Annotated in this window: 16 protein-coding genes; 12 read left to right on the forward strand and 4 right to left on the reverse strand. The window is 57.4% G+C overall.

The genetic code is table 11. From position 1 onward, the window contains the following. Positions 1 to 659 precede the first annotated feature (659 nt). Together ACNJ7K_RS25865 and ACNJ7K_RS25870 are read right to left on the reverse strand one after the other, a co-directional pair. Complete coding sequence (locus tag ACNJ7K_RS25865; RefSeq protein ID WP_487042465.1) at positions 660 to 1,466, reverse strand: aspartate dehydrogenase domain-containing protein; 807 nt, start codon at positions 1,464 to 1,466, stop codon at positions 660 to 662. A gap of 182 nt (positions 1,467 to 1,648) precedes the next feature. Beyond that, positions 1,649 to 2,518, reverse strand: coding sequence for a helix-turn-helix domain-containing protein (locus ACNJ7K_RS25870; protein ID WP_487042466.1), 870 nt, complete (start codon positions 2,516 to 2,518; stop codon positions 1,649 to 1,651). A 309-nt stretch (positions 2,519 to 2,827) separates the two neighbouring features. Between ACNJ7K_RS25870 and ACNJ7K_RS25875 the strand changes: the two genes are divergently transcribed. Beyond that, complete coding sequence (locus tag ACNJ7K_RS25875) at positions 2,828 to 3,163, forward strand: hypothetical protein (protein WP_487042467.1); 336 nt, start codon at positions 2,828 to 2,830, stop codon at positions 3,161 to 3,163. Positions 3,164 to 3,360: 197 nt separating this feature from the next. On the opposite strand, the gene ACNJ7K_RS25880 is transcribed toward ACNJ7K_RS25875, so the two are convergent. Continuing rightward, positions 3,361 to 4,287: a UTP--glucose-1-phosphate uridylyltransferase gene (locus tag ACNJ7K_RS25880; protein ID WP_487042468.1), complete on the reverse strand. Its 927-nt coding sequence runs from the start codon at positions 4,285 to 4,287 to the stop codon at positions 3,361 to 3,363. An 893-nt stretch (positions 4,288 to 5,180) separates the two neighbouring features. Between ACNJ7K_RS25880 and ACNJ7K_RS25885 the strand changes: the two genes are divergently transcribed. From ACNJ7K_RS25885 to ACNJ7K_RS25935, 11 genes are all read left to right on the forward strand, one after another. Continuing rightward, a complete protein-coding gene (locus ACNJ7K_RS25885) occupies positions 5,181 to 6,509 on the forward strand; it encodes a UDP-glucose dehydrogenase family protein (RefSeq protein ID WP_363890914.1) in 1,329 nt (442 codons plus the stop codon). 61 nt (positions 6,510 to 6,570) lie between these two features. Further along, a complete protein-coding gene (locus ACNJ7K_RS25890; protein ID WP_487042469.1) occupies positions 6,571 to 7,134 on the forward strand; it encodes an acyltransferase in 564 nt (187 codons plus the stop codon). A 22-nt stretch (positions 7,135 to 7,156) separates the two neighbouring features. Then, the gene (locus ACNJ7K_RS25895; RefSeq protein WP_487042470.1) at positions 7,157 to 8,110 is read left to right on the forward strand and encodes an NAD-dependent epimerase/dehydratase family protein; all 954 of its coding nucleotides are present in this window, start codon (positions 7,157 to 7,159) and stop codon (positions 8,108 to 8,110) included. 31 nt (positions 8,111 to 8,141) lie between these two features. Further along, positions 8,142 to 8,936 carry a glycosyltransferase family 2 protein gene (locus ACNJ7K_RS25900; RefSeq protein WP_487042471.1) on the forward strand — a complete coding sequence of 265 codons (795 nt, stop codon included), beginning with the start codon at positions 8,142 to 8,144 and terminating at the stop codon, positions 8,934 to 8,936. Between the two features lie 109 nt (positions 8,937 to 9,045). Continuing rightward, a complete protein-coding gene (locus ACNJ7K_RS25905) occupies positions 9,046 to 9,645 on the forward strand; it encodes a serine O-acetyltransferase (RefSeq protein ID WP_487042472.1) in 600 nt (199 codons plus the stop codon). Beyond that, positions 9,642 to 10,793 carry a glycosyltransferase gene (locus tag ACNJ7K_RS25910; protein WP_487042473.1) on the forward strand — a complete coding sequence of 384 codons (1,152 nt, stop codon included), beginning with the start codon at positions 9,642 to 9,644 and terminating at the stop codon, positions 10,791 to 10,793. The genes ACNJ7K_RS25905 and ACNJ7K_RS25910 overlap by 4 nt, the downstream gene beginning before the upstream one ends. 66 nt (positions 10,794 to 10,859) lie before the next feature. Then, entirely contained in the window at positions 10,860 to 11,633 is a 774-nt protein-coding gene (locus tag ACNJ7K_RS25915; protein WP_487042474.1) for a WecB/TagA/CpsF family glycosyltransferase, read from the forward strand. 6 nt (positions 11,634 to 11,639) lie between these two features. Beyond that, positions 11,640 to 12,989 carry a lipopolysaccharide biosynthesis protein gene (locus tag ACNJ7K_RS25920; RefSeq protein WP_487042475.1) on the forward strand — a complete coding sequence of 450 codons (1,350 nt, stop codon included), beginning with the start codon at positions 11,640 to 11,642 and terminating at the stop codon, positions 12,987 to 12,989. A gap of 16 nt (positions 12,990 to 13,005) precedes the next feature. Continuing rightward, complete coding sequence (locus tag ACNJ7K_RS25925) at positions 13,006 to 14,163, forward strand: glycosyltransferase (RefSeq protein ID WP_487042476.1); 1,158 nt, start codon at positions 13,006 to 13,008, stop codon at positions 14,161 to 14,163. 68 nt (positions 14,164 to 14,231) lie between these two features. Continuing rightward, on the forward strand, positions 14,232 to 15,260 hold the full coding sequence (gmd, locus tag ACNJ7K_RS25930; protein WP_487042477.1) for a GDP-mannose 4,6-dehydratase: 1,029 nt from the start codon (positions 14,232 to 14,234) through the stop codon (positions 15,258 to 15,260). Next, the gene (locus tag ACNJ7K_RS25935) at positions 15,260 to 16,228 is read left to right on the forward strand and encodes a GDP-L-fucose synthase family protein (protein WP_487042478.1); all 969 of its coding nucleotides are present in this window, start codon (positions 15,260 to 15,262) and stop codon (positions 16,226 to 16,228) included. The genes gmd and ACNJ7K_RS25935 overlap by 1 nt, the downstream gene beginning before the upstream one ends. A gap of 70 nt (positions 16,229 to 16,298) precedes the next feature. Here the strand turns inward: ACNJ7K_RS25935 and ACNJ7K_RS25940 are convergent, their stop codons facing one another. Beyond that, the gene (locus ACNJ7K_RS25940; RefSeq protein ID WP_487042479.1) at positions 16,299 to 18,131 is read right to left on the reverse strand and encodes a DUF4012 domain-containing protein; all 1,833 of its coding nucleotides are present in this window, start codon (positions 18,129 to 18,131) and stop codon (positions 16,299 to 16,301) included. Positions 18,132 to 18,166: the final 35 nt, after the last annotated feature.

Below are 18,166 nucleotides of genomic sequence, written 5' to 3' on the forward strand. Positions count from 1 at the left end.
CACGACTCGTTCCTAACGAATCAGACCGCGCTGCGTACAACCCGTCTGTGGGTGCGTCCCCTGGCCGCTGAAATCGGCACAACCGAAGCAACGTCGGCGGAAGATTCCGCGAGCGCTGCCAGGATCTGCTCGGGTCCGGCGCATGTGCTTGCGCACGTGATCCCTCGAGCGCGGAGCTTCTGAAGAGTGAGTGCTTCGGCGGCGGTGCAGTAGCCGTCGAGGATGTCCTCGGTGAGGATCGCGTAGTCCACCTCGCCTTCGAAAGCGGTGGTGGTCTCGATGCCTGCAAGATCGAGTCGCTCCTGCAGCTCAGTCCACCGGTCGAGTGCGACAGCGCTGGAGGGAGTGCCGAGGAAAAGTACCCGTGCCGGTCGGTCGGAAAGCGGGGATGTCGTCACAGGCTGCTCCAGGGTGCGAGTAGGTCAGGTGAAACCGAATTGCCACTCCCGGTAGGGAGTTACACCTTCACCTGTGAAATGTGGTGTTTCACACTGTGTACAGGACTCGTTCACCCTCCGCTACCCGGGCAACTATCAGGAAACATGAATGTGACAGAAGTGGTTACGATTCCGCCCGGGCACCGGGGACTTTCGTCCCGAAATTCTGGTCCAAACACGCGAAAGCGACCAATCGTCCTCGAAGCGTCGGGCCGGCGTCGGCTACGACCTATGGAGAGGCCCGAGCACGACCGCGCCGGGACCGATCCCGAGCGGTAGCGCAGCAAGAACCTCGATCACCGACCAGGCAGTGATCGAAGACGTCCGTCCACTCGACGCCGGGTCGATCGCGTTCTCGAACGTCAACTCGTACCGGCCGAGCGATGACTCCCACTCGACGACGTGGCGTGTACTGGTGGCATCCGGGTCGGCAACGACCACCACCTCGACCCGATCGAGCCCGAGCGTCGCGAGCGCGAGGGCCACCGACGAATTCGAGGTTCGAGAGAAAGTCAGCGCTGCTTCCCTGGCCGATCCTCGGAACACCTCCCGTTCGACCTCCAGACTTTCTTCGATCCCGAGAGCACTGGGTCGCTTGATCGTCGTGTGGGTCAGGCGGGCGTCAACTGTTCCTGCTCGTGTCGCTGCGGCCAGAACATCGCAACCACCGATCGCACCCGTAGGGAGCAGTACACGGCCTGGTCCGGAGCCGAACGATTCCACCTCGAAGTTGCGCTCGGCGAAGACGCCACACGAACAGACGATGATGTCCTTACCGCGCTTCACCACTTCGGGCAGCACTGTCCGGGCTGCATCGACCGTGGCAGCTTCGACCACGATGTCAGCAGCGTCGAACGCAGCAGCGGCTTCCTCAGGGCTGCTTCGTGAGTTCAACACGGCCGTGAGGCTTACGTCCGGCACCGAGCCGGCATGCAGAGCGTCGATCACCGTCTGTCCGATCGCGCCGGTCCCAACTACGCACACTGCTATCGGATGACGCTGGATCTTCTCGGGTGCCAGTTGTCTCACATCCTCCGCGGCATACCGCCGCTCGTCTCCACGAAATACGGGCTCATGGTACCGAGAGAAGGAATCGGCGATGTCCGATTCGCGACACCGCAGTGTCTCGCGCAGAACCGTCCAATGAATCGGAATATGTTGCTATGAGGGCAACTACGGCGCCGATGCACCGCCGACGGCGGCAAGCGCGCTCACGCTGCCAAGGGCATCGTCTCCCGGGGAGGAGTGGTAATCCTGTGCGACGCCACTTGGCGGCATGGACACCGCACTGCACGTCCGAGTTCGTCGTCGGGCAACCAGCCGTACTCATCGCACCGACCGCATCGTGGCGGGAGTTTCGGACGGGGTGGTTGCAGCGACTGCCAGATCGGGATCCAGGCCGCTGCGGAGCGAGCTGGGTCCCACGGTCGATGACGTTCGAGCGCGGCACGGACGAGAGCATCTACGCCGTGAGTGTCGATCGATTGCTCGACGAGGGTGCGCTTCGCCGGCGTCAGGGTGTCGAACCGTGCAGACAGGCCAGCTCGGCGGCACGCCGTGGCCAATCGGTCGATGGGAAATGGCTGCTGCTCACAAGTTGCATCGTGGGTGCGTTTTGTCGGGTGGGGAAGTGCAGCAGGTTCATCTCTTGGTTCAAGAACGGTTCGGGTGACCGGGGTGTCACCCCGGTCGGTCGTTCCTGTCACCCCGCGGCGCTTCGTCTTGTCACCTCGTTCAGAGCTGCGGGGTGACGACGTGTCACCCCGCTTTATCGACAGGTTGTACAGGACGGGGCGACGGTCTTCGCGAGGAATCGTCGCCGCAATCCGCTTTTGATCGCCTTTGGCAATGAGGCCGAGAGCGGCGAGCGCCTTCAGGCAACGCTGCACCTGGCGTTCGCTGATGCGGGCGTACCCGGCGAGCGTCCGCACGGAGGGATACGCGTCCGCACCATGTCGGGACGCATGATTGGCCAGGCCGAGTAGCACCACTGTCAGGGCCGGTGCCGAGGGCATACCGGGAGGAGTGGGGTACGGAATGTCGGCGCGTTCGAGCGCCCAGGTGATCGCTTCGATGCTCACTGGACCACCTGCGAATGGGTATGCTGATGCATGTTCGACTCCTCTTCAGTCGGACATCCGGCCCGTCGCGATGCCAGTCGCGGCGGGCCATCTGTTTTGAGTTGTTCGCACACCCGTTCGGGTGTGGTTGCTCATCTTGGCATCGGGACCGAAGGGTCGTCAACGGTCTCCGCTATGGACGACGCGTCTCAGGAAGGCGCAGATTGTCCCTCGTTCGGATGAAAGATGTGAGCGATTCAAGAAAATGACGTAACGGAAGAATCGGGCACCGCGAAGATGCAGTGTCAGTGCATCTCCGATTGGGGTTCCATGAGTGAGCGTCCATTGGTCGACCACGCGGCCGATACGATCCAGTTCCAGCGCGTCGATGACCGTACGTTACGCCGCCACGCCCGTGCGTCTGTCGAGCTCGGGGTCGACGGTGAGGACCGGTTGCGATCGTCGGCCGGTCGCCCAGCTACGAAGCGGGTTGTGTTCAAGGAAAGGAACGGCCCTGATTTGTGGCTGATCACCGCGCTCGTGGCGTTGGTAGCAGCGGTTGCGTTGTTTGTCGGAGGCGTGGCGGTGAATCAAGCCCGTGATTCGACCCCGACGTATCAGTCGGTCTATGTCCCGGAGAACGTACTGGGCGGATCGCAGAAGTAGCTGCACCGACGCGAAACGCAGTGAGGCCCGCTGGCAGAGGGGAGGAGCCAGCGGGCCTCAGGTGCAGCCGATTCCCGGGGAGGGGAAACGGATGTTGCGGGGAGGCAACACACTTGAGAGTTTAACCAGAGTCCGTGCCATGAGGCACATCGAAGTAGGGACTTAAGTCCCACCGATGTGACTTGATCGCCCCTTGTTCAGTTGGCGCCGGAAGTCTCCAGATTCAGCCGCTCTTGAAGCCACTTCCGGAGTCCATCGCCGTACTCCTCGCTGTCGAGTGCCGCATCGACTGCTGCGCGGAGGTAACCACCCGGGTTACCGAGATCATGGCGGGTGCCTCGATGTACGACGACGTGGACTGGGTGACCTTCTTCGATCAGCAGCGCAATCGCGTCGGTCAGTTGGAGTTCTCCCCCGGCCCCGGGCTTGATCCGACGTAGGGCATCAAAGATCTCGCGGTCCAACAAGTACCGGCCAGCGGCAGCAAGTGTGGACGGGGCATCGGCAAGCGCCGGCTTTTCAACCATGCCGCGAACTCGCAGAACATCCGGATTTGCGACGTTGGGTACTTCCTCGACCTCGAATACGCCGTACGAGCTCACTTGGCTTTTCGGAACGTCGATGGCGCATAGCACGGTTCCCCCACGCTTGGCTCGGACACGAGCCATCGTTTCGAGGATGCCGCTCGGTTGCACGAGGTCGTCTGGCAGAAGAACTGCGATCGCATCTTCGTCCGGATCCAGCACGGCTTCCGCGCAGCCGACGGCATGACCCAGACCGAGTGGCTTCTCTTGGACAACCGATTCAACCGTGAGCAGACTGGGCGCCCGGCGCACTTTCTCGAGCAGCTTGAGCTTGCCCTTCGTCTTCAGGTGTTCCTCAAGGTCGAAGTCGTCGACGAAGTGCGCTACAACTCCGTCCTTTCCGGGGGACGTCACGATGAGGAGTCGACAGGCGCCAGACTGGGCAGCTTCCGTCGCGACAAGTTCTATGCCAGGTGTATCGACTACGGGTAGTAACTCTTTGGGTACCGTCTTTGTCGCCGGGAGGAACCGAGTGCCCATACCCGCTGCTGGTACGACGGCAGTGCGGAACACTTCGTGGAATTGTGATCTCGGATGCAAAGTCTCCCCTGTCTCCTAGCTGAGCGCAGCAGACGAATAGCTGTAAGCTTCGCAAGAATGTCCCAAGAAGGGCCTGTAAATCTCTGCAGTCAGCCTTCAGCACGAGCGAACGAGCGTCTGTGAGATGGGAGTCTACGGGCCACCTGGCCGGCACGCATATCGACCACAGGCTCATCGCGGGCAGGACTAATGCGCCTCTGCGAGGCGGATGCCCTACATTGAGCAGCTCGATCTGACCGTGACTCGATCATCGCGGAGGGACTCGGGGTGCCGACCATCGGTCAACTGGTGATCGGCCTCCCTAGCCTTTCAGCTACTCTGGCCCCCACCTCTGGAACCCCCCGCCTAAACGTGTCCTTCATCACTAAGAACTTAGACGGTCCTGAAATTCGGGTTCTGCAGTCGGCGCCCGGCCTCGTTACGGCCCGATGAGCTGTACCTTCTCCGATCTGGTTCAATGCACGCACGAGCTTGGTTAGAAGCCTTTGCGGAGCATCCGGGGTGTGCCCGCACCCCCAGGAGATGCAAAATCTCGCTGAATGCTCGAATATAGATGCCTGAAGACGGGTGGGTCGATCGCTCTGCGTGTGCCTGGGGAGGAACTCACAGAGCGGTGGCCATACGGAAGGCTGCGACCACCCGGCACTGTTTGGTTCGGGGAGGAGCCGGAATGACGTCAGGTCGACCATCACGCGTACGTACCTCTAGCTGTCGAAGCGAGTACGGCCTACCCCGCCTGTTCGCCACGGGCGGAGATCTGCCCCGCCGCGGCATCGACGTCGCGGCCTCATCTCGGTGAGCAAAGGTTTCGTCCTGCGTGTGCTGTTCATGCCGCGCCGCCTTACACCGATCCGCAAGTCTGACCGAGTACTACGTTCTGGGAGCGCAGCAAATTGAGCAGTCGTATAGCCGTATTTGGAACCGGGTATCTGGGGGCAACCCATGCAGCCTGCATGGCGGAACTCGGTCACGACGTCGTCGGCGTAGATGTGGACGCGGCAAAAATCTCCAAGTTGGAGGCGGGCGAGGTTCCCTTTTATGAGCCCGGTCTTGAAGAAGTCCTGAAGCGCAATCTTGCGTCGGGGCGCCTCCGTTTTACGTCTTCTTACAAGGACGCCGCCGAACATGCAGATGTGCACTTCATCGGGGTAGGCACGCCCCAAAAGAAGGGTGAGTACGCAGCCGATCTGACGTATGTAGACGCTGTGGTCGAACAACTCGCGCCTCTGCTTGCTAAGCCAGCAGTGATATACGGAAAGTCTACTGTTCCGGTTGGTACTGCTCAGCGACTGGGCGAACTCGCACGTCGACTCGCACCCGCAGGCGACGAGGTCGAGGTAGCTTGGAACCCCGAGTTCTTGCGGGAAGGATACGCGGTTGAGGACACGCTGCACCCTGACCGCCTAGTCCTTGGAGTCGATCCCAAACGACCTGGACGTGCGGAATCAGTTGCACGTGAGGTGTACGCCCAGCTTCTTGACGAGGAAATCCCCTTCCTCGTTACAGATCTCCCGACTGCCGAACTGGTCAAGACCGCGGCAAACGCGTTTCTCGCTACAAAAATCTCCTTCATCAATGCAATGGCTGAGGTATGTGACGCCGCAGGAGCAGATGTAGCTGTCCTAGCCGACGCGATCGGTCGAGACGCGCGAATCGGACGACGGTTCCTCAACGCAGGCATCGGATTTGGTGGCGGGTGTCTTCCGAAAGACATTCGGGCGTTCATGGCACGTGCTGGCGAGTTGGGAGCCGACCAGGCGCTCACTTTCCTTCGCGAAGTCGACAACATCAATATGCGACGTCGTACCCAGATGGTCGAACACGCACGAGAGGCTGTAGGCGGCTCCCTCTTGGGAACACGAGTGGCCGTCCTTGGAGCCGCATTCAAGCCGGACTCCGATGACGTGCGAGACTCCCCAGCGCTGAACGTCGCCGGCCAGATCCAGCTGCAAGGCGCGGCCGTTACAGTTTACGACCCGCGTGCCATCGAGAACTCCAGAGCACTTTTTCCGACGCTGAATTATGCAACAAGCGCAGTAGACGCATGTGCAGGTGCGGACGTGGTGTTGGTCCTCACCGAGTGGAAAGAGTTCCGGGAAATCGATCCGGACTTGCTGGCGAAGCAGGTTCGAGAGAAGCGCGTACTGGATGGACGAAACTGTTTGAATCCAGTTCGTTGGAGGACAGCAGGCTGGGACTATCGAGGCGTTGGGCGCCCGTAGAATTCGTGGATTACACCCTCGGTTACAAACAGCCAACTCCCAGCAGCATCTAGGAGCCGACGTGAGCGTGGTACGCACCCTCAAAATCCAACTAATCAAACGGCTCAAGGGTGGTGACGTCGCAGCACGCGCCCTTGGCATGAAAGTCGGCGCCGATTGCAGGATCCTCTCACTCGAGGCCGGTTCGGAACCGTGGCTCGTGTCGATTGGTGACAGAGTGACTGTGAGCAGCGGTGTCCAGTTTCTCACGCATGATGGATCAGGCTGGCTTTACCGAGACGAACGTGGACGCCGGTACCGGTACGCAAGGATATCGGTTGGTAGCGACGTCTTCATCGGCAATCGCAGCATCATAATGCCGGGAGTAAAAGTTGGCGACAGAAGTGTCATCGGCGCTGGCTCGGTAGTTACCAAGTCTGTTCCCTCTGGATCTGTGGTTGCGGGTAATCCGGCGCGTTTCATCACTACGTATGACGAACTTATGTCACGAATTTCAAAGTGGCCTAGTCAGGCCGATGTCCACGGCTTGGACATTCGTGAACGGTCAGAGCGCGCACTGGACCGTGAGTTCCTTCCGTACTTGCAGAGCATGCGCGTAGGTCCGCCCGAGCATCCCGTTAGTTGACATACTGCGTGATAGGAGAACTGTGAAAGCAATCGTCACCGGTGCAGCCGGCTTTATTGGTCACACCCTAGTGAAGCGTCTACTAGATGAAGGCTATGACGTAGTCGGCGTGGACTGCTTTACTGATTATTACAATACTGATATTAAACGTCGAAATATTGATACAATTATCGATAAGAACAACAAATTTAATCTGGTGGAGGCAGACCTTCGGACCGTTGATCTAGGCGCTCTACTGTCCGATGCGGAGGTCATATTTCATCAATCGGGTCAGCCTGGTGTAAGGAAGTCTTGGGGTAATGACTTTCTGCATTATACAGAGATGAACATAAATGCAACGCAGCGTTTGCTTGAAGCTGCGCGGGCAGCGAAGAATCTAAAGCGACTCGTGTACGCATCGTCTTCGTCGGTCTATGGAGACGCGGAAACTTATCCAACAAAGGAAACGGATCTTCCGCGTCCTGTGAGTCCTTATGGGGTCAGCAAACTGGCGGCTGAACATTTATGCTCGTTGTACGCAAAGAATTTTGGGATTCCGATCACTTCGCTTCGATACTTCACAGTATACGGGCCGAGTCAACGGCCGGATATGGCGTTCACGCGATTTCTTCGTGCGGCAATCGATCGTTCTACCATCTCAATCTTCGGGGACGGCACCCAGGTTCGAGATTTCACCTACGTGGACGACATTGTAAACGCTAATCTGATGTGCTCGCAATCGGCAGAGGCTCCGGGATCAATTTACAATGTCGCCGGAGGTTCAAACGCTTCGGTTAACGACGTCCTTAAGGTGATCGAGGAAATTACAGGATCCCCATTGAATGTCGAGTACGTAACCTCCGTGGTCGGCGATGTAAAGCGTACTGGTGGTGATATTACGTCGATATCATCCTCAGTGGGGTGGGAGCCGAACGTCAACCTACGAAGTGGACTTGAGCGTCATTGGGAATGGGCGCAGAGCGTCTACCGATCCTAGGACAACCCGTCATCACCGCTAAAGGACCATTATGGAAGACCAGCTTCCTTGCATATCTATCGTCACCGTTGTCAGAAATAACCTTCAAGGACTAATTACCACCGCCGAGAGTATTCAGCGCCAAACTTATAAAAAAATCGAACACGTCATCGTCGATGGAGCCTCGACCGACGGGACGCTCGACTGGCTCGCTGCTTACAAGCCGAACTACCGGGTCTCGTTCATTAGCGAGCCGGACAACGGAATCTACGACGCGATGAATAAGGGCACGACCCTCGCCTCGGGCGACATCGTTCAGTTCCTGAACGGTGGCGATGAGCTCGCAGCTGGTTCTGTTCTCAATATTGTGGCACAAAGTTACCGTGAAAGTCGCTGGGACTGGGCGTATGGACAAATCCGATACGTTAACGGCAAGTATGAACGAATTCGGGAATATAGCTTTTCTCCGTTTTCGTTGAAAAAGCTTTCGATGGGACTGGCGTTCACTCCCCACCCTGCCACGTTTGTAAAAAGGTCGAGAATTGAGACGATGGGCGGATTCCGGTCCGACTTTGGCTTCTCTGCGGACCAAGAGATGGCCGTACGGCTGGGGAAGCAGGGCTCGCCAAATGTCATTGATACGGTAATTGCCAACTATCTGATCGAAGGTGCGCATGGTGCGAGCAAGCCGGCGGATACCGCTCGGCGCTATGCCCGGATACGCCAGGCAAATGGGCTGCTGGTCGGAGGTTCGCGTGTACTAGATGCTGGCTTTACAATTGCGCTTGCGACGTTCTGGACAGCCCGGGCCCAAGCAGGCCGATTGCGGCAGTATACGAACCGATAAAGATCGGCAATCCCCGTACGTGCGGACACCAAGCAAGAACCAGGAGTCGGACAAGCTAATGGTAACAAGATGGAATCCGATCCGAAGTAAAGCCGACTACCGTCGATTCTTGGACGAAGACCTGAAGGCGCACAACCTCAAGCGCTGGGGAGTCACCTCACCGCTTCGTAAGCCTGAGGTCTACTACCAACGATTGATGCGACGGGTTGAGTATCTTAACTCAAAGAGCGGTCCCCTCAATCGACTCTTTTTGTTCTACGCCCGCTATCGCCTCCAGCGATTTTCAATTCGGACCGGAATTTCCTTCCCCCCGGGTGTATCCGACATGGGGCTGTCGATTGCGCACTACGGAAGTATCGTCGTCAACGCCAAAGCGCGAATCGGAAAGTACTGTCGGATCCATTCTGCGACAAATATTGGAACTGCAGGTGGAGGAGTCCCGACGATCGGTGACTATGTTTACATCGGTCCCGGCGCCGTCATCTACGGTGACATCACAGTGGGGGACCGTGCGGTAATTGGAGCTAACGCTGTCGTGAATCGGGATGTTCCATCTGGTGTTACGGTCGCTGGGGTTCCCGCGCGGGTGATCGCTGAGCGGGATTCGTCCTACATCGTGCCGATCTGGTTTCCTAACCACCGCGGCCGCAGCAGTGAACTGCGAGCGCAGAACATCTCTCAAACCGTGGATGAAAGCACAGCATCATGAGGGTCGCCATACTCGTCCCAAGTCTCGGCGGTGGGGGCGCCGAGTTCGTCGCTCGCGAATGGGCCAGGTGGTTAAACGCTTCGGGAGTCGACATACGACTTGTTGTGTGTGGGCCCGTCGACCCTCTGCTCCGTCCTGAGGGAGTTCAGGTGCACTCCATTCTTGACAAGGGGTTCATCCGCCGACTTCTCGCGGTCCGTCGATATGCGGCGTCCTCGCGTCTCGATATCATTCTAGGGTTGATGCCATACTTCAATTTATTGGCGTTAATTTCGCAGGTTGGCAGAATCCGTGGGCGTGCACGTGTTGTGATCAGCGGTCGCAATGTCGAAGTTCCTCTACGCAAGATTTTCGGATTCAAGTTCCGTGCTATTCAGGCAATCGCAAAGATCTGCTACCCCTTTGCCGATGCCTATATCGCGATTTCTCATACGGTTGCAGCAGAGGCGGCAGCTTTATACCGGATAGAACCAAAAAACATCTATGTAGTGCCGAATCCCGCCACAGCGAAGGTGGACGTGCGATCCGCGCACTCAAGCATTAAACGTTCGAGAGATACGTTAGCTTCTCAAAATGCGCTCAACCTTGTCGTCCCTGCCCGACTAGTTGAGCAGAAGCGGCCTCATATAGCCGTTCTGGTTGCTTCCGAACTTGGCAAGAATGTCGAGCACGTCGAAGTTCATTTCTTCGGCGTCGGGCCCTTGGAATCAGAAATTCAACAGCTCGCACAGGCTTGTTCGGTATCGGTCAAGTTTCATGGGTGGGTAGAAGCCTGGTTCGAAGAATGTCCACCAAATTCTGTCGTATTATTGGCGTCTCTGGCAGAGGGGTTTGGCAATGTCCTTGTCGAAGCCGCGTCGGTGGGAATTCCTTCCGTCGTGTCTTCGCGTTGCCTGGGTTCTTCTGACGCAATTGTCCCGGGTTTGACCGGAGAGCTTTGCGCAGGCGACTCTGTGAATGACTACGCCGAGGCGGTTTTGGCAGCTGCTGATCTCACTATGAGCGGGGCGGAGTCTGCATGGCTTTCGAGATTTACCTTGGAGTCTAGCGGAAACCGCGTACTCCGGGTGCTTCGCGACGTGTACAACAATGGTGAGAGAACCGAAATCGTCCCTCTTACGGTCGAGTTGGCGGACCGGAGTGAGTAATTCACCAGTTCGATTGCCAAACGCACAATCTCCAATTCTGAGCGTTCGAAGGTTAGGTGATGCTCGATGAACAGCGACAATAATGCCATAATTGACGACAGTTATGTTCGGGTGGGAAAAATTCCCTTTATCGCGACCACCGCAGACAAAGCGTGCGGTGACGTAATTCGATGGGGTTTGGAGCGTAAGTCGATATCGGTTCGCTTATCGAACGCTTATTGTGTGGCAGTGGCGTCAAATGACCGGTCCTACGCCGAGGTGTTGAACGACGAAGGAGTCAATTTCCCGGATGGTCGACCGGTGGTATGGGCAATGAAAGCAAGATCGCGCGGTAGCGTTATCGCGGGTCATGTCCGTGGACCGTCGCTGTTCCGCAATGTTCTCGATCGGGGCCGCTCTAACGATCTGAAGCACTTTTTTCTTGGTGCAACCGACGAGACTTTGGAAGACCTTTACAGAGCGGCCTGTAATCAGTATCCAGGAATTGCTATCGCGGGCATGTATTCTCCTCAGTTTGGGCCCGTGGATTCTTCATTTCTAGACGATGTGTCGAAGCGGGTTAACGCTGCCGACCCGGATATTGTATGGGTGGCGCTAGGGACTCCCAAACAAGATTTTTGTACGGCCGCATTATGCAAAATGGTTCAACGTCCGTGCGTGGGTGTCGGTGCAGCATTTGATTTTGTTGCGGGGACTATTTCGGAGGCGCCGGCATTTTTTCAGAAGTTCGGCATTGAGTGGATATACCGTTTCGCCTCTGAGCCGCGCAGGTTATGGAAGCGGTACGTGTTCGGCAACTTCACCTTTATTCGTTCTGCGTTGACTGAATCGGGTAACTGACTGCGTATGAACAGTATCGGTAGCGGGCCGCTTGCGCGTATCGTGAAGTCCGCAGGTGCGCGCGCTTTCGTACTGCCCTTATCCGGCGGCGCTGCGCTCCTTATTACGCGACTGATAACCTCCGAATATGGTCCGGAAGCGTATGCTGTATTCTCTCTTGCAGCTGCATTGCCATTTCTTATTCCGATGATGGATCTTGGGATTGGGTCGGCTGTGACTAATGCCGCAGCGGGGTTGCCCGGTCATCCCGGCTCTTTTAATTCCGTGCTCCGAAAAGCCCAACGGATTTTGATGTCGGTGGGCGCGTCACTTGGCGCCGCGAGTCTTGCGTTAGGGGCGTTCGGTTTATGGACTACTGTGCTCAATCTTGAGTCGAGCCGAGAACTCAACTGGTCGATTGCAACTGCTGTTCTTTTGGTCGCGGTTTCGGTACCTTTGTCGTTAGGCGCACGCATTCTTCTTGGTATTAGACGGAATGCCTTCGTCGTCCTGGTCCAGGGAGCGACCTCGGTGGTAAACCTCGCCGCCGTGACAATCTTGTTCGTGGCTCGGGCGGAACCGGCTGTCTTGATAGCGGTTTCCACAGTGGGCGTATTAGTGACAAACTTTTTATTGAATTGGGTTGCTTTGCGGTCGCCGGCAATTCGTGCGGCGCGTGCTTATAACAAATCGTCTGAACGAGATCAGAATACTGCAATTTGGTCAACGGCGGTACCAATGGTAGTAGTCTCGATTGCTCTGCCGTTCACTTTTCAGTCGGACCGAATCGTTCTCGGATGGACCTCGTCGCTTGAGCAGGTGGCGATCTATTCGGGTGCTGCGATGGTCTTTCTTCCGGTTCTTTCAATTGTACAAGTGGCTGGACGATCGTTGTGGGGTGATTTTGCGGAAGCTCGTCATTCTGGACGGGACGTCAGCAGGTTGTTCAATCAGGCGGTTCTACTGAGTACTTTCTTGGGTATCGGTGGCGCACTTGGTTTGGTTATTTTTGGTCCCGTCATCGCGAGGTGGGCGACGAGTGGAATAGTGGATATCCCGCACTCGCTCTATTTTGCATTTGCGGGTGTAGTGATTTGTCAGGCGATTCAGCAGCCTGCGGGTATGTATTTAACGGACGTTTCAGGTCTCCGGTTTCAGGCGGTAACGACGGTCGTGACGGCGATTGCAAGCCTCGTTCTATCGATCTATTTTGCTTCGAAGCACGGTGCAATCGGCCCGGTCCTTGCGACAGTGGTGGTTCTTGCGTTCCTACACGTCGTCCCATGTTTGCTGTATTCGTACAGGAGAATTCGCAACGAGGGTGTACGCCGTTGTCAGTTGGCTGCGATGTCAGCGAGTGATGGATCCGTTGGGTGAATTAAGGGGTTAATCGATGAGTGAAATAAGCGGCCTGCCCGCAGCCTTAGATCGGATCATTGTTGAACATGTAGATCCTGAGAATCTCGTACCGGGTGGTATCGACACGTGTATCCACGACCTTATCAAGTACGGTGATGACTTTCGATTCGGATTGGTGGGCATCACGCTCAATAAAGCACATAAGGTCGGTGTGTGGACGAAGGTTGAACTTGCTGGCCGGGATGTGGAATTCATGCCTGTTGCTCGCTTCGATCGGAGTGAGACATCAGGTAGCCGTGTTCGTGTCCCGCATTCGATGCGCCTGCTGTGGGGAGTTGTGCGGTATAATCGCAGGATCCCGCGAGTCCTTTTGCAGGCGCATAGGGTGGAAACGGGATTTCTTCTCTCCTACCTTCGGCGTAGCAGGTTCATCCAGTTCATCCATAATGATTCGAATGGCCTGACCGGTGCACATTCGGATTCCTCGTGGAAGGGACTCGGTTCGGTTTATCGGGCCCTCGAGAAACGCGTTCTTCGGCGTGCGGCAGGTATCGTGGTCTTCAATCGCACGGATGGAACGCGACTGGTTCGAGCACGGCCCGATGTTTATGTTGCACAGACGTGGTTCGATCCGCAGGTCTATCAGCGCGCCAATCGGGTTAAGTGGGATGGGAAACGTGCACTTCGTGTGTGCTGGGTAGGACGATTGGAGTCCCAGAAGGATCCCTTGCTGGCGGTCGATACGATCTCGCAGCTCTTAAAACGTGTTCCGAGTGCTGAGTTGGTGATGGTCGGCGACGGATCGATGCGCGATGGCGTGATCGGTCATGCTGCAGAGCTAGGGGTGTCCGAATCAGTGCACCTACTTGGAAGCCAGGATCGGGCGACGGTTGCGAAAGTCATGAGTGAGTCCGATTGTCTTCTGATGACATCGCACTACGAGGGCTCTCCCCGCGTGCTGGTCGAGGCTGGCGGTACTGGGTTACCTGTGGTGGCGACGAAAGGCGCGGATCCGGACGGTGCGCTCGAGGTTGGTTCCAACGGTATTGCAACGGAGCAGCGAGACCCCGCTTTGCTTGCAACGGGCCTGATTGAGGCCTGCCAGTATTCGGAGGAAGACTGCTGTACGGCGGCTGAACATCGGGCAGCGGGACCGTCGGTGAAGCGAATTCTCTCGATAGGGGTTGCATGATTACTTGGATGGCACCGACTACCTAGAGATTATTTGTAAAGTCGATGATGAACGGAAAAGAGGAGAAAATGAAGACTGCGCTGATCACTGGTATCACAGGTCAAGACGGATCGTATCTCGCTGAATTTCTTCTGCGAAAGGGGTACGAGGTACATGGACTCATTCGTAGGTCGTCGTCGTTCAATACCTCGCGTATCGACCATTTATATGTCGATCCACATGAACCCAATGCAAAGTTGTTCTTGCACTATGGGGACCTGAGCGACGGTGCACGACTTGTTACATTGCTCTCACAGATCAACCCCGACGAAGTTTACAACCTTGGTGCTCAGTCGCATGTCAGGGTGAGTTTTGATGAACCCGAACACACCGGTAATACAACGGGAATCGGCTCCATCCGCCTTCTGGAAGCTGTTCGGTTGGCCGGGGTCAACTGCCGGTACTACCAGGCCTCAAGCTCGGAGATGTTCGGTGCTACTCCTCCGCCTCAGAATGAGGAAACCCCGTTCTATCCGCGTTCGCCGTACGGTGCTGCAAAAGTGTACTCCTATTGGGTGACGCGGAATTATCGCGAGGCATACGGCATGTTCGCGGTCAACGGAATCCTGTTCAATCACGAGTCGCCGCGTCGCGGTGAGACGTTTGTGACTCGCAAGATCACGCGTGCGGTTGCCCGAATCAAGGCTGGTGTCGAAAAGCACCTGTACATGGGAAATCTCGACGCCGTGCGAGACTGGGGATACGCCCCGGAGTACGTGGAAGGCATGTGGCGCATGCTTCAGGTCGATGAGCCTGATGACTTCGTACTGGCAACAGGCGAGGCCTACTCTGTGAAGGACTTCCTGCAGGTTGCGTTCGAGCATGCCGGCCTGAATTGGGAAGATCACGTCAAGTTCGACGAGCGGTATCTCCGGCCGACTGAGGTTGATTCGCTGATCGGTGATGCGTCGAAGGCTCATGAAAAACTGGGTTGGAAGGCTCGGGTTCATACACCGGAGCTCGCACGGATCATGGTCGATGCGGACATCGAAGCTCTGACGCACGAAGGGCGAGCCTGGATCGATAAGCCGGCTCACCCCGATTGGGAGATCCTCTGATGAGTGACGCGTTCGTTCCTCACCCGCTCGATCGCACAGATTCCATCTATGTCGCAGGACATCGCGGACTTGTAGGTGGGGCAATTTGGCGGCTTCTTGAGGCGGAAGGGTTCGAGCGCCTGATCGGGCGGTCCTCCTCGGAGCTTGATCTTCGGGACCGGCACGCTGTGTTCGCCTTTTTCGCCGAGCAGCGTCCGGTCAACGTGGTGCTTGCTGCTGCGAAGGTTGGTGGCATCCTTGCGAACAACACGTATCCCGTGGATTTCCTCTCGGAGAACCTCCGCATTCAGGTGAATGTGTTGGACGCGGCTCGCGAGTTCGGTACTCAACGGCTGCTGTTTCTCGGCTCGTCATGCATCTACCCCAAGCTTGCGCCACAACCGATCAAAGAGGAGTACCTTCTCACTGGCCATCTGGAACCGACGAACGATGCATACGCGATCGCCAAGATCGCGGGTATCTTGCATGTCCAGGCGGTCCGACGTCAGTACGGTCTTCCTTGGATCTCCGCGATGCCGACGAATTTGTACGGTCCCGGTGACAACTTCTCACCGAAGGGCTCCCATGTTCTTCCTGCTCTGATCAGGCGATTCGATGAGGCGCGACGTGATGGCTCGAAGAGTGTGACGAACTGGGGCACTGGTTCACCGTTGCGGGAGTTTCTGCATGTGGACGACATGGCTGCGGCTTGCTTGCACCTGATGGAGAATTACGACGGTCCCGATCAGGTGAATGTGGGCACTGGCGAGGACCACACGATCAAAGAGATCTCTCAGATCGTCGCCGAGGAAGTCGGATACACGGGAACGATCGAGTGGGATACCACCAAGCCGGACGGTACCCCGCGGAAACTACTGGATGTCTCGAAACTGCGCTCGTCGGGTTGGGAGCCGAAGATCGATTTGAGATCGGGCATCGCTTCGACAATTGCGTGGTATCGAGAGAATGTCGAGTCCATTCGGACCTGACGGCTCAGATACTTATGGCCACGAGATCAGTCTCGTGGCCATAAGTATTTCTGGAGAGATCAAACAGGATTTACCCGCACACCGGTACGTCCGCCACCACACGGGGATCGTCGATCAGCGGTTGAACAGGGATGCGAGCGCTCCCACTTGCGGTGGGCTCGGTCAGCTCGTAGACCACTTCAACAGTCTCACCAGGGGGAATAGACGCTTGTACGTTGAACATGGGGTGCCCCCTTTCTGCTGCGGTGTAGGCGAACGCTGGACGCCCGTCGACGGTGACTTTGTTCAACTTTGCACCTTGAGTCGCCAACAATCCGAGATCGGTGAGATTCGTACCGACCGGAGCCCCGACGGGATTATCGAACATGCCGGCGACGTAGTCGGTGTAGTTTCCGGGAGGAACGCTATTGGTCAGTCGTACCGCCACTTTCGAGTTGCGGGTCTCTCCCTCGCATGACTCTGCGGTGTATTCGATCTCCCGACTCAAGTAGTAGTCGAGTTTGTTCCCGCCGAGATTGTTGACTACCACTTCTGCGTATGGCGTTGCGTCATCAGGAACGACGTGACCCAATGGAGTCGTTTCCAGCACCGCCTGCTCGTCCGGGACTGAACTCCAGACAGCGAGTCGGCCTTCGCCTGCTGCGCGCCCCAACGCTTCCAGGAGGGCTTGAGGACGTGAAATGCTTCCGGTGAGCTTCTGTACGACAGTCTTTGCAACCGTCTCGAGATAGCGCTTCCGAGCTGCCTGATCGTCGCCGAAGCGCGAATAGGCCGTTGATTCGGTCAGCTCGACCACGTTGTTGGCAGTGACCTTCTCCCCACCAGGCAGAGTGACGTCCCCGACTACGTCGAGAACATAACTCAGTGCCACAGGGTCGGTCGCAATTGCGCCATCAACCCGTTCACCGGTCTCCTGCTGCCACATCGACTGCCAGATCTGGCCCGCATACGGGAAGTGCGGACTCACATTGCTGTTGCGGAAGTCCTGCGTAGGCCGGCTGTGGCCGTACGCACGCTGGAAATCGGGACCGAGGTCGATCGGGTCGTAGTCGAATCGGAATTCCCGGTTGCTCGTGACGTCGTCGACGGAGACAGCGCCATCGTTTGCTCGGATCACCGTGAAACCGCCGAGTAGGCCGCCTGTACCGCGTGCCTCTGCGTTCGTCTGGAAACCGACGAAGTAACTGCGCGGCCCGTCTGCGCCCAGCATGGCCGGCGCGATCTGCGCAGCGAGCGACGTGTTGTTCAGCAGGCCGGACAACTCAGACACCTGCTCCTGCAGATCGACCCGCGCGTCGTCGATCAGACCGAGCCACGTGCTGTCGACGTTCTGAGCCTGCTCGTTGAGGTTGCTGATGGCCGCGGACGTCGTCTCGAGGACGGGTGCGGCGTCGCGAAGAGCGGCGAGATTGATGCGTGCGCCGTCCAAAATCAATTGATCAGGAGAGACTGCACTACCTGCGTCGACCGCGGGGAGGAGAACCTGCTCTGTGAGACCGCTCACAATAGTGGTCATCTGGCGAGTGGAATCGAACGGGCTTCCTAAGAATGGAATGGTGCCGGCAACACGCCACGGCACCGAGTCGACCGAACCCTGGGCGTCCTGGGCATAACGATCGGCGTCGCCCGCGACGATGCGGGCCCTGCCGCTATCGCCTGCGAGCAGTGCGTCTTTCGCCTGCATCGCGAAGTCCTGTGCCTTCTCGAGGTTCGACTTCGCCTGCATGCCTTCGTAACCCAGCCAGCCGATGAATCCGACGACGGCGAGTGCGCCTACGCCGCAGCCGATTTGCACGCGCCGGCGCTTCCTGCGCTGAGCTGCGATCTCCTCGTCCGACAGGCGCCTGCGCACCTTGCGTCGACCCGGTTCGGGCGAAACTGACTCACCGGTAACATCGTTCACGCCGCTTGTGCCCCCTTCGTGGTTTCCGCTCGAGA

Origin of the sequence: Rhodococcus shunpengi (assembly GCF_048381395.1) — a bacterium.
Lineage (GTDB): Bacteria > Actinomycetota > Actinomycetes > Mycobacteriales > Mycobacteriaceae > Rhodococcus.